Below are 14,837 nucleotides of genomic sequence, written 5' to 3' on the forward strand. Positions count from 1 at the left end.
TGACCCCGCCGCTACCACTCTGAGCGCGGCCTCCCTGTCCGCCGCCGGCCGCAGAACAGTTCTCGGCATGACAGAGCGGAAAGTGGTTGTGGTGGGCGGCGGCTACGGCGGCATCGTGGTGGCTCAGGCCCTGGACGACATCGCGGACGTGACCGTGGTGGAGCCGAAGGAGATGTTCTTCCATCACGTCGCCCAGTTGCGGGCGGCGGCCGATCCGGCCTGGGCGGAGAAGATCTTCTTCCCGTACGACGGTCTGCTGTCCCGGGGCCGGGTGATCCGTGACACCGCGGCCGAGGTGCGCCCCGGCGTGGTCGAGCTGGCCTCCGGCGCCCGCCTGGACGCCGACTACGTGGTGCTGGCCACCGGCTCGACCGGCCCGTTCCCGACCCGGCTCGACCACCCGGAGCGCGACGCGGTGGCCGGGCGGCTGAGCGAGCTGCACGAGTCGCTGGACCGGGCGTCCGGGGTGCTGCTGCTCGGCGCCGGTGCGATCGGCGTGGAGTTCGCCGGCGAGATCGCCGCGGCCTGGCCGGGCAAGCCGGTGACGATCGTCGACCCGTCGGACGAGATGTTCGGTGGCCGGTTCCCGGAACAGATGCGTGCCGACGTGGCCCGGCAGCTCGGCGACATGGGCGTCCGGGTGCTGCTCGGCACCAAACTGGACACTGCGCCCGACGTCCCGGCCGGTGCGGTCCGGCCGTTCACGGTGACCACCGCCGGCGGCGAGGTGCTCGCGGCCGACCTGTGGTTCGCCTGCTACGGCGGCAGCGTGCCGAGCGACTATCTGAGCGCCGGCCTGGCTTCCGCCCGGCAGCCCAACGGCCGGCTGGCGGTGACCGAGCACCTGCGCGTGGCCGGGCAGGACCGGGTCTTCGCCGTCGGCGACCTCAACGACACACCGGAGATCAAGACCGGCCGGGCCGCCTCCCGTCAGGCCGAGGTGGCGGCCGAGAACATCCGGGCCCTGATCGAGGGCGGGCCGCTCACCGCGTACGAGCCGTTCCAGGACGGCATCATCGTCACGGTGGGCCCGTCCGGCGGCGCCGGCTACGCCCCGGAGTACGGCTTCTTCGACGCCGAGGGCGCGTCCAGCTTCAAAGGCACCTTCCTGCTGGACCACTACCGGGGCCTGTTCGGCGCCTAAGCGAACTCGTTCACCGCGAAATCATCGCGGTGGCGCCACGAGTCGGGGGTGCGGACGTGGCCGGCGCGCACCCACTTGAGCACCTTGTGGTCGAACTCGGCGGCCGGGATGCGCCCGGCCGCCCGGACCACGTACCCCTCGGAGCTCTCCTCGTCGCGGCGCGCCGCCCACGCCGCGCACGCCTCGGTGAGGCTGCCGCCGCGGTAGAGCACCGGGACCACCGGCAGCTCGAGCCGGTGGGCCCAGTCGACCGTGTCGTCCCAGCCGAGCAGGGTGTCCGTCTCGTCCCAGATGCCGAAGACGATGAAGACGCCCGGCAGGTCGCAGTACGCGATGCTGCGCCGCGCCCACATCGACTCGCCGCACACACGCCAGTCGTCGGGGATCCGGTAGGCCGTCATCGCCCACAGCGCCTTGGCCGGCCGGTCCCACGGCTGCGTGCCCGAGTCGGGCGACCGGCCGTACATCGCGTCGCGGGTGAAGGTGAGGTTGCCGCCGTCGAGCTTCTCGGTCACCACGAGCTCACCGTCCAGCCAGGACAGATCGTGTTGCACCTTGTCGTCGTGGGTGGCGCCGGGCGAGCCGGGCAGGTGGAAGGTGCGGGGGTACTTCACTAGAAGTCTCCTTCCGCCACCTGGAACACGGTCAGGCCGAGCTCACGCCACATCCGTACCACCTGTTGCCGGTCGTCGAAGACGCCGACGATCCGCCAGCGGTCCCGGATCTGCTCTTCGAAGATCTGCTGTTTGACCACCCAGTCCTTGCGGCTGTCGCCCCAGGGCCGCATGAATAGTGCTTCGTAGGGCACGCCGACGTAAAGACCCAGCCAGGCCTCGGTCTCGGCCCGGCAGACCTCGTCGCGGCCGGAGCAGAAGACGATCGCGTTGCCGGCCGCGTGCATCGCCCGCACCGCCGTGATCACCGACTGGTGCGGGAGATCGGAGCCGACCTCGTCCCAGTCGTACGGCCCGCGGCCGTTCATCAGGGCGACCGTGCCGTCGATGTCGACCAGCAACGCCGGCGGCAGCTCCGGATCGGGGTCGTAGACGGCGGCGAGGCTGCCGGGCGCCACGTACGGCACGGGCAGCGGCAGCGATCGATTCGCCAGGTAGCGGTCGAACATGCGGCGGATGGATTCCTCGCCGACGCGTTCGGACTCGGGACGCGCGGCGTCCCGGCGGAGGCATTCCTTCAGCGGTACGTCGGTGAAATCGTGCACCTCGAAGCTCGCGCCGTAGCGCGCGGCCAGCTCGGCCCACTCGCGCACCTTGCTCGGCCGCAGGTTGGTGTCGTCGACGATCACGCTCGTGCGCCGGCGCAGCAGCGCCTCGACGGTGGCCCGCTGGGCGTCGGTGACCTGCGCCTCGGCCCACTGGGTGTAGAGCCGGGTGCCGTGCAGCATCCAGCGCAGGTCGTCACGGTTGACCCGCACCACGCCGGGCTGGAGCTTGCGCGCGAACGTGGTCTTGCCGGACGCCGGCAGACCCCGGGTGATCAGCAGTCTGGTCATGCACCAGCGACTCTACCGGACAAGAAACGGACATTATTCGCGTTAGGCGCGGGGAATAGCAGTGCGAAACCGCGCGTTGGAGCCCATCGGACCGGCGATTTCTCGGTACGCCACGAGACATGGCAGACTGGTCCATCGGCCAAGGTTCCGGTTCACGCCCGAGCTGCGTTGCCCCCAGGGTTCTGGCCCTAGCGGGGCGGCGCGGTGCTGACAGCGACCCGGCGACCACCAACTGAGAGGGACCGAGAAAAATGAAGAGCGGCATCCACCCGGAGTACACGACCACCGAGGTCATCTGCTCCTGCGGCAGCACCTTCTCCACGCGCAGCACCGCCAAGGGCGACATCCGTGTCGAGACCTGCAGCGCCTGCCACCCGTTCTACACCGGCAAGCAGCGCGTGCTCGACACCGCGGGCCGCGTGGCGAAGTTCCAGGCCAAGTACGCCAAGGTCAACGCCGCGAAGAAGAAGTAATTGCGTCGACGGCGCCCGCACCCGGCTTCCGGGAGCGGGCGCCGTTCGCATGTGACCCGACTTTCTTCCTGGGGAGACATCCGTGAGCACCGACCGGCTGAGCAGCCTTCTCGACGAGTACACCCAGCTCGAGAAGCAGATGGAGGACCCCTCCATCCACGCTGACCAGGCTCTCGTACGCAGGGTCGGCCGCCGCTTCGCGGAGTTGGCCCCGATCTACGCGACGAACGCCGAGCTCGAGGCGGCCCGGGCCGACCTGGCCGCGGCCAAGGAGCTCGCGGCCGAGGACCCGTCGTTCGCCTCCGAGGTCGAGGCGGTGGCGGCCACCATCGCGCCGCTGGAGGAGAAGCTCGGCGAGATGCTGATCCCGCGCGACCCCAACGACGCCAAGGACGTGATCGTCGAGATCAAGGCGGGCGAGGGCGGCCAGGAGTCGGCGCTGTTCGCCGGCGACCTGCTGCGCATGTACACGCGCTACGCCGAGCGGCACGGCTGGGTGGTCGAGGTGATCGACTCGCAGGAGTCGGACCTCGGCGGGGTCAAGGACATCTCGGTCGCGGTCAAGACCAAGGGCGTGCCCGAGGGCGGCCACGGCGTCTGGTCGCGGCTCAAGTGGGAGGGCGGTGTGCACCGGGTGCAGCGCGTGCCGGTCACCGAGTCGCAGGGCCGCATCCACACCTCGGCCGCGGGCGTGCTGGTGCTGCCCGAGGCCGAGGACGTCGAGATCCACATCGAGCCGAACGACCTGCGCATCGACGTCTTCCGCTCGTCCGGCCCCGGCGGCCAGTCGGTCAACACGACCGACTCCGCCGTGCGCATCACCCACCTGCCCACGGGCACGGTCGTGAGCTGCCAGAACGAGAAGAGCCAGCTCCAGAACAAGGAGTCGGCGATGCGCATCCTGCGCTCCCGGCTGCTGGCCATCGCGCAGGAGGAGGCCAACGCGGCCGCGTCCGACTCGCGCAAGGCCCAGGTGCGCACCGTCGACCGCTCGGAGCGGGTCCGGACGTACAACTTCCCGCAGAACCGCATCACCGACCACCGGATCGGCTACACGGCGTACAACCTCGACCTGGCCCTCAACGGCGAGCTCGACGGTGTGCTGGACGCCCTGGCCGCGGCCGACCGCGAGGCCCGGCTGGCCGGCGAGACGAGCTTCACGGCACCTCGCTGACCTCGATCACGTCGCCGCGGGCGCAGGTCAGGAAGCGCGCCGCCGACTGGCAGTGATAGCCGGGCATCCGCTCGATAGTGCCGAGCAGCACGTGCCGGCCGGTGTCCAGCTCCCATCGGGTCACCGCCGTGCGCCCCGGCGGGCTGACCGTCGAGCGCAGCAGCAGGACGCTGTCGCCGGGGTCGGGGCTCCAGACCGGGCTGCCGCGGCCGGGCGCGCCGACCGGCTCGCCCGTGGCCGCGTCGACCAGCACGGGCTCGCCCTCCTCGCTGCCGTCGTCGAGCACCAGCCGGCCGTCGCCCACGGTCAGGGCGTTCGTCGCGCCGGGCAGGCGCCACCGGACCCGGCCCGTCGCCGGGTCGTGGGCGACCACGCCGCCGGCGCCGCTGAGGCACAGCGACGGGCCGCACGAGAAGGCGTACCCGTCGGTGTCGGCGGCGTGCCAGAGCTCCCGCAGCGTGTCCAGGCGGTAGACGGACAACTCGAAGACGCCGGCCCGGGACCGGTTGACCACCAGATGCCCGCCGAAGGCGACGAGGTCGTTGAAGTAGCCCTCCTCGGGCCGGGGATCGACCATCGGGATGCGGCCGGCCGCGGTGAGCGCGCCCGTCCCGTACGCGTAGACCCGCACCTCGCCGCCGGCGGTCGCCGTCACCACGCTGTCGGGGCGATCGCCGGACATGGCCACGATCTGGTTGCGCACGCCCGGGGTGTCGCGCTGCCACAGGGTGCTGTTGCCGGCGAGCCGGACCAGCCGCATCTGCCGCAGGCCACCGTCGGCGGTGTAGTCGGCCATCAGCGCGGTGTCGCCGCCGATGGTGCGCGGCTCGCCGCTCGCCCGCCACACCTCGTCGCCGGTCGCGGTGGACAGGGCGATCGTCCGATATCCGCCCCGGCCGGCCTCGGCCGGGATGAGCAGCAGGCCCGCCTCCTCGGCCGCCTGCACATATCCCACCGAGCCGGACAACGGCCGCTGCCAGCGGATGTGGCCGGTGGCGAGGTCGTACGCGCTGATCAGCGAGCCGAGGCCGTCGGCGCGATGCAGATAGACCGTCTCCGCGGTCAGCGCCATGCCCTGACTGCCGGCGGCCGGGACGCTCCACAGCGGACGGACGCCGTGCGGGCCCGGCACGGCCGAGCCGGCCACCACGAACAGGCCGAGTAGGGCCACCGCGGCGCCGGCGATCCGCCGATCGCGACCGAGCGGGCGGCGTTGCTCCGGGCGCCTGCCGGAGATCTCGCCGAGCTCGATCGTGGCCATCTATCTGGTGGGTGTCCTGTTCGCCGCCGCGGCCGCCAGGGCCGCACTGAGCGTACGCCCATTGGTGCCCACCTCGGACCAGCCGGCGGCCAGCCCGACCGGTGTGCCGGGGACCAGGACCTGCCAGTTCTCGGCGTTCGTGGCGGCGGCCAGCCGGCGCGACACCTCGGCCGCCTGCGTTGTGCCGGCGCCCGGCAACACCACCACGAACTCGTCGCCGGCGAACCGGGCCACGAAATCGCCGCGGCGCATCACCCTGTTCAGCACGCCGGCGATGCGCTGGAGCACGAGGTCGCCGCAATGGCGGCCGTGCCGGGCGTTCACCGCGGTGAAGCCGATCAGGTCGCACACGCCGACCGCGGCCCGCTCGCCCCGGGCCAGCAGAGCCGCCACGTAGCGTTCGAGCTGGCGGCGGTTGGGCAGGCCGGTCAGCGGATCGGTCAGCGTCTCGTCGCCGAAGCGGCCCGGGTCGCGCTGCGTCTCCTGGGCGTCGAGGCGGGCCGCGACCCCGTCGAGATAGCCGTCGCGGAGCCGGTCGATGCGCTGGGCGGTCAGGCGGAACGCGTAACGGTCGGCGGCGTGCGCGGCGGCGTGGTCGCCCGCGGCCGCGTGGCAGATGCTGCGCAGCCGGGCCGGCTCGGCCGCGCCCAGCACCTCGGGCGCCACCGGCACGGCGTCCAGCATGGACAGCGCCACACCGGGCCGGCCACCGGCGATGGCCAGGCAGACGTTGCCCAGGTGGCGCAGGTCGCGGGTGCGGACGCTGTCGCCGCCGCCGGTCAGCCACTCGGACGCGTCGGCCTGGGTCTGCTCGCCGAGCGCGGCCCGGCGGGCCAGCGCGTAGCCGTACGCCGCCCGGCTGCCCGGGCGCAGCCGGCCCGCGCCGGCCGCGCCGTAGCGGGTCAGCTCGGCGTCGATGTCGCGTAGCACCCGCAGGCAGCCGTCGGTGTCGCCCTGATGGTCGAGGGAGACCGCGTTGCGCAGCCGGATGCCGGGCGCGGCGAAGATCTCGGGCGCCATGCCGGCCGCGGCGCCGACCTGCCGGGCCTGCTCGATCGCGGTCAGCGCGTGCCCGTGGAAGCCGAGGTAGGAGTACGCCATGGCCAGGTCGTGCCAGCCCCAGGCGGTCTCGGAGTCGTTGTCGCGCACCGCGGCCAGTGACCGTGAGGCCTGCACGAGGTGGGTCACGCCCCGGTCGAGGTTGCGCTCGAGGTGGGCGCCGAGGGCGGCGAAGGCGTGCATCTGGCCGCGCAGGTAGGGGTCGGGGATCTCGCGGACCGCGTTGTCGGCGGCCGACATCGCGGTCGCCAGCTCGGCCACGCGGCCGAGATTGATCAGCGCGCCGAAACGCTGCACCAGCGCGTAGGCCCGGGTCGTGGGATCGGTGGCCGTGGCGAGGACGCCGTCGAGGATCGGGAGCGCCTCGGCCGACCGGCCGTCCTGTTGCAGGGCGCCGGCCCGGTGCAGCTCGTCGACGTTCTCCGCGAGCTGGTCCAACCAACTCACCAGGCGCCTCCCACCCGCGGCACGCGAACAGATCGCCGACCCGGCCGGTCGGCGCCGCACGTGACGTTCGATGATTATGCCGTGGACCCGGACTCCGAAGACAGCTCCCGACCTCCGGTACGGACGCGGCTGAGCGAGGCGATCGCAGCGGCGGTCGCCGATCTCTCGGCGGCCGGGGTGGCGTCGCCCCGGGTCGACGCCGAGCTGCTGGCCGCGCACGTGCTGGAGCTTCCGCGCGGCCGTCTGCTGCTGGTGGACGGCATCCGGGCCGGCGAGCTGCACCGGTTCCGGACGCTGGTGGCCGAGCGGGCCCGGCGGATCCCGCTCCAGCATCTGCTCGGCACGGCCGCGTTCCGGCACGTGGAACTTTCCGTCGGCGACGGCGTTTTCGTCCCACGACCCGAGACGGAGCTTCTCGCGGGCTGGGGCATCGAGCGCACGGAACCCGGCGCGACGGTGGTCGATCTGTGCAGCGGCTCGGGGGCGATCGCGATCTCGGTGGCCGACGAGAGCCGGGCCGCGCGGGTGGTCGCCGTGGAACGCTCGCCGGTCGCGCTGGGCTATCTGCGGCGCAACGCCGCCGCGTTCCCGGCCGTCGAGGTGGTCGAGGGCGACGTCACCGACCCCTCGCTTCTGTACGAGCTGCGCGGGGCCGTCGATGTGCTGCTCTGCAACCCGCCGTACGTGCCCGAGGGCACCCCGGTGCCGCCCGAGGTGGCCGACCACGACCCGGCCGAGGCGGTCTTCGGCGGCGCCGACGGGCTCACCGTCATCCGCGAGGTCGTGCTCCGCGCGGCCGGGCTGCTGAAACCCGGTGGTGTGGTGGGAATCGAGCACGACGACGTGCACGGCTCGGCGGTGCCGGAGCTGCTGCGGGCCGACGGCCGGTTCGCCGAGGTGGCCGCGCACGCCGATCTCGCGGGTCGCCCCCGGTACACGACGGCACGGCGCACCTGATCGATGCGCCGCGGCGCATGGCAGACTGCACGGTGTGATGCTCTACGACTGCCGTACCACCGCGGACCGGGATCGCGGCATCGCCGCCGCCGTCGAGGCGGTCAAGAGCGGTGAGCTGGTGGTGATGCCGACCGACACGGTCTACGGCATCGGCGCCGACGCCTTCACCCCGCACGCCATCACCGCCCTGCACCAGGCGCGCAGCGTCACCAGCCAGGTACCGCCGCCGGTGCTGGTCGGCTCGCGGCACACGCTCGACGGCCTGGTCTACTCGCTGCCCAAGGCGGCCCGCGAGCTGGCCGACGCGTTCTGGCCGGGCGCGCTCACCCTCTACGTCGAGCATTCGCCCAGCCTCCAGTGGGACCTGGGCGACACCGGCGGGCAGGTCGCGGTGCGCATGCCGCTGCACCCGGTCGCCCTCGAGGTGCTGCGCGAGGTCGGCCCGATGGCCGTCACCACGGCCAACAAGACGGGCCGGCTGGCGCCGAACACCGCCGACGAGGCCCGCGACCAGCTGGAGTACGCGGTGCGGGTCTACCTCGAGGCGGGCCCCGCGCTCGACCCGGCGCCCAGCACCATCGTCGACGTGACCGGCGACGTGCCGCGGGTGCTGCGCAACGGCGCCGTCCCGTTCGAGAAGCTGCGCGATGTCGTGCCGGAGATCGTGGCGGCGGAGGGCTGACGTGGAGCCGTTCACCGTCCTGCACATCTGCATGGGAAACATCTGCCGCTCGCCGATGGCCGAGCGCCTGTTCGCCCGCGCCGTCCGCGACCGCGCCGGCGAGGACGGCGAAAAGCTGGTCCGCAGCCTGAGCGCCGGCACCGGCGGCTGGCACGAGGGCGAGGAGATGAATCCGCCCGCGGCCCGCCAGGTGCGGGCCCGGGGCGGCGCGGCCGAGGGCTTCGCGGCCCGCAAGCTGCGCGGCGACTTCATCGACGAGGCCGACCTGATCCTCACCGCCACCGCCGACCAGCTCGACTACGTGGTCGCGCTGCGCCCCGAGGCGGCGTCGCGCACCTTCGTGACCGGCGAGTTCGGCCGGCTGCTGCCCGGGGTCGACGCGTCGCGCCTGCCGTCCGGTGCTCTGCGTGTCGACGCTGTGCACGCCCGCGGCGTGGCGATCGTCGAGGAGGTGGCCCGGCTGCGCGGCGACGACGCGCCGCGCGAGGGCGACGACCTCGACGACCCGTGGGGCCGCGGCGACCAGACCTTCCAGCGCATCGGCAACGAGATCGAGGACACCACGGTCCCGTTCGCCTCCCTGCTCCTGCCGTGACCGGCGCCATCGTCCGCCCCGACGCCGAGGGGCTGCGCCGTGCCGTCGAGGTGCTGCGGGCCGAGTCGGTGGTGGCGTTCCCGACCGAGACCGTCTACGGGCTGGGCGCGAACGCGTTCTCGGCCAAGGCGATCGGCGAGATCTACCGGCTGAAGAACCGGCCGTCCTGGAACCCGCTGATCGTGCACGTGGCCAACGTCGAGGCGGCCCGCGAGCTGACCTCGTCCTGGCCGTCGCTCGCCAACGACCTGGCCGCGCAGTTCTGGCCGGGTCCGCTCACCCTCGTGCTGCCCCGCGCCCGCCACCTCGCCGGTGTCGGCGCCGGCGACGACACCATCGCGATCCGCGTCCCGGACCACGAGGTGGCGCTGAGCCTGCTCGAGGCGTCGCAGCTGCCGCTGGCCGCGCCGAGCGCCAACCGCTCCGAGTCGATCTCGCCCACCACCGCCGCCCACGTGGTGCGCAGCCTGCCCGAGGTGCCGCTCGTGCTCGACGGCGGGCCGAGCTCGTGGGGGATCGAGTCGACGGTGCTCAGCCTCGTGGGTGAGGAGCCCGCGCTGCTGCGCCCGGGTGCGCTGCCTCTGCGTACCCTCCGGGAAGTGACCGGGACCATCCGCCTGCCCGACGCCGGACCGGCGGACGGCGCGGCCCGTCCGTCACCCGGGATGAGCCGGCGGCACTACGCGCCGAAGGCCCGGCTGATCCTGGCCAAGGACGTGCGCGACGTCGACCGCTCCGAGCTGGCCGAGCCGGTCGGGGTGCTGACGTACGAGACCGCGGACGTGCCGGGCGCCGAGATGCTCTCGGGCGACCCGGCCGAGTACGCGGCCGACCTCTACGCGGCCCTGCACCGGCTGGACGACGCCGGCGTGGCGACGATCCTGGTGCAGGAGCCGCCGCAGACCGAGGACTGGCTCGCCGTCCGCGACCGCCTCACCCGCGCGGCGGCGAAGTAGCACCCTTGGCGATGTTGCGGGCCATGCCGCTGAAGATGATGCCGTGGAAGGGCAGCACCGAGGCCCAGTAGGCGTGACCGGCCAGGCCGCGCGGCAGGAAGACGGCGCGCTGGCGGTAGACGCTGCGGCCCTCGCCGTCGGCCGAGGCGCACATCTCCAGCCAGGCCCGGCCCGGCACGCGCATCTCGGCCCGCAGGCGCAGCAACTTGCCGGGCTGGATCTCCTCGACCCGCCACCAGTCCAGGGCCTCGCCGACCCGCAGGTGGTGCTGGTCGCGGCGGCCGCGGCGCAGGCCGACGCCGCCGGCCAGGCGGTCGAGCCAGCCGCGCACCGACCAGGCCAGGGGGAACGAGTACCAGCCGTTCTCACCGCCGACGCCCTCGATGACCCGCCAGAGGGCCTCGACGGGCGCGTCGACCGGCCTCGACCGCTCGTCGACATAGACGCTGCCACCCGACCAGTCGGGGTCCGACGGCAGCGGTTCGGCGGCGGCGTCGCGCCCGGCCGCGTCGGCCCACCGGGTCTCCACGTTCGCGTCCCGGATCTTGCCGAGGGCGTAGCGGACGGCTTCGTCGAAACCGATCGGCTTCTCCGCGTCGAACTGCGCGATGTCGTTCTCGTGGGCCACGGCCTCGTGGATCAGGCTGGCCACCAGCGGCCGGGCGATGGCGTTGGGCACCGGGGTGACCAGGCCGACCCAGTGGGCCGACAGCCACGGGCTCAGCGGCTTCAACGGCACGATCACGCGGCGGCGCAGGCCGGCCACCTTCGCGTAGCGCTGCATCATCTCGGCGTACGTGAGGACGTCCGGGCCGCCGATGTCGAAGGCGCGGTTGACCGACGACGGCATGCTGGCCGACACGATGAGATAGCGCAGCACGTCACGCACGGCGATGGGCTGGATCCGGTTGCGCACCCAGCGTGGCGTCACCATGACCGGCAGGCGCTCGGTCAGATAGCGCAGCATCTCGAACGAGGCCGAGCCCGATCCGATGATCACCGGGGCCCGCAGGACCGTGGTCGGCACGCCGCCGGCCAGAAGGATCCGTGCCACCTCGGCGCGCGAGCGGAGATGTGCGCTTGCTTTTTCGCCGGCCGGTGGTTCCGGGCCGCCGAGGTAGATGATTCGCCTTACCCCGGCCTTCCGGGCGGCCGCGGCGAAATTCTCCGCCGCCCGCCGGTCGCGTTTCTCGAAATCGCGGCGGCCGAGCGAATGCATGAGGAAATACGCGACCTCTATGCCCTCGAAGGCCTTTGTGAGCGATTCCGGATCCTCCAGATCACCCTCGACGATCTCGGCCCGGCCGGCCCACGGAACATCCCGCAGGCGGCCCGGCCCGCGGGTCAGACATCGCACCTCGTGGCCGGCCTCGAGCAGTCGCGGCGCCAGCCGCCCGCCGATATAGCCGGTCGCACCCGTCACCAAGCAGCGCATAACTGCAGACTGTGCCCGCCGAAGGGGCCCGATAAGCCATATGCTCGATTTCGGCAGCGTTGCCTACCTGGGGAGGGCGCGTGGACAAGTTCTGGGGGCCGGACTTCGCCGCGCTCGAGCGGGCCGATCCGGAGATCGCCGGGGTCCTGATCGGCGAGCTGGAACGCCAGCGCGGCGGGCTTCAGCTGATCGCCAGCGAGAACTTCACGTCGCCCGAGGTGCTGACCGCGCTCGGCTCCACGCTGGCCAACAAATACGCCGAGGGCTACCCGGGCCGCCGCTACTACGGTGGGTGTGCCGAGGCCGATCGCGCTGAGGAGCTGGCCGTCTCGCGCGCGTGCGATCTGTTCGGCGCCGACCACGCCAACGTGCAGCCCCACTCGGGCACCTCGGCCAACCTGGCCGCCTACGCCGCGCTGGCCGAGCCCGGCGACACCGTGCTCGCGATGGAGCTGCCGCACGGCGGCCACCTGACGCACGGCAGCCGGGTCAACTTCTCCGGCAAGTGGTTCCACCCGGTCGGCTACCGGGTCACGCCGAACACCGAGGAGATCGATTACGACGAGGTACGCGACCTCGCGCGGGCCCATCATCCGAAGCTGATCATCTGCGGGGCCACCTCGTACACCCGGGCCATCGACTTCGCGACCTTCCGCGAGATCGCCGACGAGGTCGGCGCCTACCTGCTGGTCGACGCCGCGCACTTCATCGGCCTGGTGGCCGGCCGGGCGGTGCCGTCGCCCGTCCCGTACGCCGACGTCGTCACCTGCACCACCCACAAGGTCCTCCGCGGGCCGCGCGGCGGCCTGATCCTGTGCCGCGACGAGCTGGCCGAGCGGATCGACCGGGCCGTCTTCCCGTTCAGCCAGGGCAGCCCGATGATGCACGCCATCGCGGCCAAGGCGGTGGCGCTGCGGCTGGCCGCGCTTCCGGACTTCCAGGGGTACGCCCGCCAGGTCGTCAAGAACGCGCAGGCGCTGGCCGCCGGGCTGGCCGCCGAGGGGATGCGCCCGGTCTCCGGCGGCACCGACACCCACCTCGCGCTGGCCGACCTCACCGGCCTCGGCGTGACCGGCCGGGACGCCGAGGCCCGCTGCGACCAGGCCCGCATCAGCCTGAACAAGAACGCCATCCCGTACGATCCGCAGCGTCCGGCGATCGCGTCGGGCATCCGGGTCGGATCGCCGAGCGTGACGACCCAGGGCATGCGGGAGGGTGAGATGCGGCAGATCGCCGGGCTGATCGGCGTCGCGGTGCGCAGCGATCCGGAGACGGGCGCGGGCGCGGCGCGGCTGGCCGGCGCCGCGGCCGAGGTGGCCGATCTCGTGGCCCGCTTCCCCGCCTACGCTCGGCAGGAGGTGATGGCGTGAAGCGCTCCAAGGAAATCGAGGTCGAGCCGTACGACCCCGCGCTCGACCCGACTCTGAAGGAGACCGGCGACGAGGACGACCTCCCGCTGCCGGACCTGCCGCCGCTGCCCGCCGACCCGCGCTGGCGGGTGGCTCACCTGCCGTTCCTGACGACCGTCGCCTTCGCGTTGCTGCTGTTCGCGGCCTCGGCCGGCTTCCTGGTCGACGGCGCCCCGGCCGGCCTGGGCGCCGCAATTGGCGTGCTGATAGTGACGATCAGCTATACGATGTCGACATTGGTGATCGCCTGGGCCGACACGGTGCGGCCGGCGCTGCTGATGCCGCTCGCGCTGCTGACCTACGTGCTGAAGTACTCGGTTCTCGGTGTGGTCCTGGCCTACGGGGTCACGAGCGACTGGCAGGGCAAGGACGCGCTCGGCTGGGGGATCGTCGCGGGCGTGGTCGTGTGGACGGCCGTGCAGGCGTGGTGGATTCACCGCGTCAGTCGCTCAAAGTGATCATCTAACGGCCGTTTGCGCTCGTCAGCGTCCCTTTCGTGGTTTGTTGACCTCGAAACGGTGACGTGAACGGCCGTGGCGTGTCAGGTTATGGCGAAGGGGGAGTACCGTGTCCTTCCAGTTGCGCGACCCCTGACGCCTGGACAACTGCGGTTGTGCGGGGGGCCGCGCTTAGCCTTGTCTTTCCTGCTGATATCGTTCGGGCCGTCATGACCGGTCAAGAACCTCCCAGGAATCCCCAGGACGACGACGGTCCGCCTCCGCCCGATACGGGCATGGGAATGACTGCCGTCGCCTACCTCATCGCGGGGATGTTGGTTTGGGGAGGGATCGGTTTGCTGGTCGACCACTGGGTCGGGACCAAGGGCATTTTCGCCGGCATCGGCGCGGTCGTTGGTATCGGCGGCGGTGTCTACCTCATCGTGCGCCGTCTCGGCGCCTGACAGGAAAGGGCTACGGTGACCGGTCAGTCGACAGTCCTCGCGGCGGACGTTCCGTTCCCGCCGAGCGTCGAGGATTTCTACCTGCCCAGCATCGTGCCGTGGGGCGGGCACGACAGCTACTGGTTTACCAAGATCACTGCGCTCCTGTGGATCTCGGTTGCGCTGATCATCATCTTCTTCCTGGTCACGTACCGGAAGCCCAAGCTGGTTCCGACCAAGAAGCAGTGGATCGCCGAGAGCATCTACGGCTTCGTGCGGAACAACATCGCGGTCGACATGCTCGGCAAGCGGGGCATCAACTTCGCGCCGTACCTGACGACGCTGTTCGTCTTCATCCTGATCATGAACTTCTGGGCCATCGTGCCCTTCGCGCAGATCTCGCCGAACTCGCACATCGCCTTCCCGGCCGTGCTCGCGGTGATCAGCTACGTGATGTTCATCTACATCGGCATGAAGCACCACGGCGGCCTCAAGTACTTCAAGCACGCTCTGATCCCGCCCGCGCCGTGGTTCATCCTGCCGCTGCTGATCCCGATCGAGTTCTTCTCGACCTTCATCGTCCGGCCGTTCTCGCTCGCCGTCCGTCTCTTCGCCAACATGTTCGCCGGCCACATGCTGCTGCTGGTGTTCACGCTGGGCGGCTTCGCGATGCTGAACGCCAACGTGTGGTTCGCGCCGTTCTCGGTCGTGTCGTGGGCGATGACCATCGCCCTGACCTTCCTGGAGTTCCTGGTCATCTGCCTCCAGGCCTACGTCTTCACCGTGCTGACCGCGAGCTACGTCCAAGGCGCGCTCGCCGACGAGCACTGAGTTCCTTTCAAGCACGTCCTTGCA

General features: G+C 71.8%; 16 protein-coding genes. 11 read left to right on the forward strand and 5 right to left on the reverse strand.

Translation table 11 applies throughout. The features are described 5' to 3' along the window. Positions 1-67 precede the first annotated feature (67 nt). On the forward strand, positions 68-1,144 hold the full coding sequence (locus CRP55_RS04645; protein WP_097318150.1) for an NAD(P)/FAD-dependent oxidoreductase: 1,077 nt from the start codon (positions 68-70) through the stop codon (positions 1,142-1,144). On the opposite strand, the gene CRP55_RS04650 is transcribed toward CRP55_RS04645, so the two are convergent. Next, positions 1,141-1,758 carry an RNA ligase family protein gene (locus CRP55_RS04650; RefSeq protein ID WP_097318151.1) on the reverse strand — a complete coding sequence of 206 codons (618 nt, stop codon included), beginning with the start codon at positions 1,756-1,758 and terminating at the stop codon, positions 1,141-1,143. The genes CRP55_RS04645 and CRP55_RS04650 overlap by 4 nt on opposite strands. Beyond that, positions 1,758-2,654 carry a phosphatase domain-containing protein gene (locus CRP55_RS04655; protein WP_097318152.1) on the reverse strand — a complete coding sequence of 299 codons (897 nt, stop codon included), beginning with the start codon at positions 2,652-2,654 and terminating at the stop codon, positions 1,758-1,760. Before CRP55_RS04655 ends, CRP55_RS04650 begins: the two co-directional genes overlap by 1 nt. 251 nt (positions 2,655-2,905) lie before the next feature. On the opposite strand from CRP55_RS04655, the gene rpmE reads away from it, so the two are divergent. Both rpmE and prfA read left to right on the forward strand, forming a co-directional pair. Next, positions 2,906-3,127, forward strand: coding sequence for a 50S ribosomal protein L31 (gene rpmE / locus CRP55_RS04660; protein WP_097318153.1), 222 nt, complete (start codon positions 2,906-2,908; stop codon positions 3,125-3,127). A gap of 82 nt (positions 3,128-3,209) precedes the next feature. Then, positions 3,210-4,301, forward strand: a complete 1,092-nt coding sequence (gene prfA / locus CRP55_RS04665) for a peptide chain release factor 1 (RefSeq protein WP_097318154.1) — start codon at positions 3,210-3,212, stop codon at positions 4,299-4,301. Here prfA and CRP55_RS04670 read toward each other — a convergent pair. Continuing rightward, positions 4,285-5,562, reverse strand: a complete 1,278-nt coding sequence (locus CRP55_RS04670) for an outer membrane protein assembly factor BamB family protein (protein ID WP_097318155.1) — start codon at positions 5,560-5,562, stop codon at positions 4,285-4,287. The genes prfA and CRP55_RS04670 overlap by 17 nt on opposite strands. After that, complete coding sequence (locus tag CRP55_RS04675; RefSeq protein WP_097318156.1) at positions 5,563-7,068, reverse strand: GGDEF domain-containing protein; 1,506 nt, start codon at positions 7,066-7,068, stop codon at positions 5,563-5,565. It lies immediately after the preceding gene. A gap of 129 nt (positions 7,069-7,197) precedes the next feature. On the opposite strand from CRP55_RS04675, the gene prmC reads away from it, so the two are divergent. The 4 genes from prmC to CRP55_RS04695 are packed head-to-tail and all read left to right on the forward strand — an operon-like array spanning position 7,198 to position 10,258. Continuing rightward, the gene (gene prmC, locus CRP55_RS04680; protein ID WP_438865764.1) at positions 7,198-8,025 is read left to right on the forward strand and encodes a peptide chain release factor N(5)-glutamine methyltransferase; all 828 of its coding nucleotides are present in this window, start codon (positions 7,198-7,200) and stop codon (positions 8,023-8,025) included. A gap of 37 nt (positions 8,026-8,062) precedes the next feature. Then, positions 8,063-8,707 carry an L-threonylcarbamoyladenylate synthase gene (locus CRP55_RS04685; RefSeq protein ID WP_097318158.1) on the forward strand — a complete coding sequence of 215 codons (645 nt, stop codon included), beginning with the start codon at positions 8,063-8,065 and terminating at the stop codon, positions 8,705-8,707. A 1-nt stretch (position 8,708) separates the two neighbouring features. Beyond that, positions 8,709-9,302 carry an arsenate reductase/protein-tyrosine-phosphatase family protein gene (locus CRP55_RS04690; RefSeq protein WP_097318159.1) on the forward strand — a complete coding sequence of 198 codons (594 nt, stop codon included), beginning with the start codon at positions 8,709-8,711 and terminating at the stop codon, positions 9,300-9,302. Beyond that, on the forward strand, positions 9,299-10,258 hold the full coding sequence (locus tag CRP55_RS04695; RefSeq protein WP_097318160.1) for an L-threonylcarbamoyladenylate synthase: 960 nt from the start codon (positions 9,299-9,301) through the stop codon (positions 10,256-10,258). Before CRP55_RS04690 ends, CRP55_RS04695 begins: the two co-directional genes overlap by 4 nt. Here the strand turns inward: CRP55_RS04695 and CRP55_RS04700 are convergent. Then, positions 10,236-11,693, reverse strand: a complete 1,458-nt coding sequence (locus CRP55_RS04700; protein WP_097318161.1) for an SDR family oxidoreductase — start codon at positions 11,691-11,693, stop codon at positions 10,236-10,238. The two genes, CRP55_RS04695 and CRP55_RS04700, sit on opposite strands and share 23 nt — an antisense overlap. Positions 11,694-11,773: 80 nt before the next feature. Between CRP55_RS04700 and glyA the strand changes: the two genes are divergently transcribed. From glyA to atpB, 4 genes are all read left to right on the forward strand, one after another. Continuing rightward, on the forward strand, positions 11,774-13,063 hold the full coding sequence (gene glyA, locus CRP55_RS04705) for a serine hydroxymethyltransferase (RefSeq protein ID WP_097318162.1): 1,290 nt from the start codon (positions 11,774-11,776) through the stop codon (positions 13,061-13,063). Then, a complete protein-coding gene (locus tag CRP55_RS04710; RefSeq protein ID WP_245922778.1) occupies positions 13,060-13,560 on the forward strand; it encodes a hypothetical protein in 501 nt (166 codons plus the stop codon). The genes glyA and CRP55_RS04710 overlap by 4 nt, the downstream gene beginning before the upstream one ends. 209 nt (positions 13,561-13,769) lie before the next feature. Then, the gene (locus CRP55_RS51955; protein ID WP_143234411.1) at positions 13,770-14,003 is read left to right on the forward strand and encodes an AtpZ/AtpI family protein; all 234 of its coding nucleotides are present in this window, start codon (positions 13,770-13,772) and stop codon (positions 14,001-14,003) included. Positions 14,004-14,018: 15 nt separating this feature from the next. Then, positions 14,019-14,813 (forward strand): F0F1 ATP synthase subunit A, encoded by a 795-nt coding sequence (atpB, locus tag CRP55_RS04715; RefSeq protein ID WP_097318163.1) that lies wholly within the window; start codon positions 14,019-14,021, stop codon positions 14,811-14,813. Positions 14,814-14,837: the final 24 nt, after the last annotated feature.

The sequence above is a fragment of the Paractinoplanes atraurantiacus genome, from assembly GCF_900215205.1.
Taxonomy (GTDB): Bacteria; Actinomycetota; Actinomycetes; order Mycobacteriales; family Micromonosporaceae; genus Actinoplanes; species Actinoplanes atraurantiacus.

What these genes read in the sequence shown, in the direction of transcription:
- CRP55_RS04645 (WP_097318150.1), top strand. Translation starts at nt 68, where the DNA reads ATGACAGAGCGGAAAGTGGTTGTGGTGGGCGGCGGCTACGGCGGCATC.
- CRP55_RS04655 (WP_097318152.1), bottom strand. Translation starts at nt 2,654, where the DNA reads ATGACCAGACTGCTGATCACCCGGGGTCTGCCGGCGTCCGGCAAGACC.
- rpmE (WP_097318153.1), top strand. Translation starts at nt 2,906, where the DNA reads ATGAAGAGCGGCATCCACCCGGAGTACACGACCACCGAGGTCATCTGC.
- CRP55_RS04670 (WP_097318155.1), bottom strand. Translation starts at nt 5,562, where the DNA reads ATGGCCACGATCGAGCTCGGCGAGATCTCCGGCAGGCGCCCGGAGCAA.
- CRP55_RS04685 (WP_097318158.1), top strand. Translation starts at nt 8,063, where the DNA reads ATGCTCTACGACTGCCGTACCACCGCGGACCGGGATCGCGGCATCGCC.
- CRP55_RS04700 (WP_097318161.1), bottom strand. Translation starts at nt 11,693, where the DNA reads ATGCGCTGCTTGGTGACGGGTGCGACCGGCTATATCGGCGGGCGGCTG.
- CRP55_RS51955 (WP_143234411.1), top strand. Translation starts at nt 13,770, where the DNA reads ATGACCGGTCAAGAACCTCCCAGGAATCCCCAGGACGACGACGGTCCG.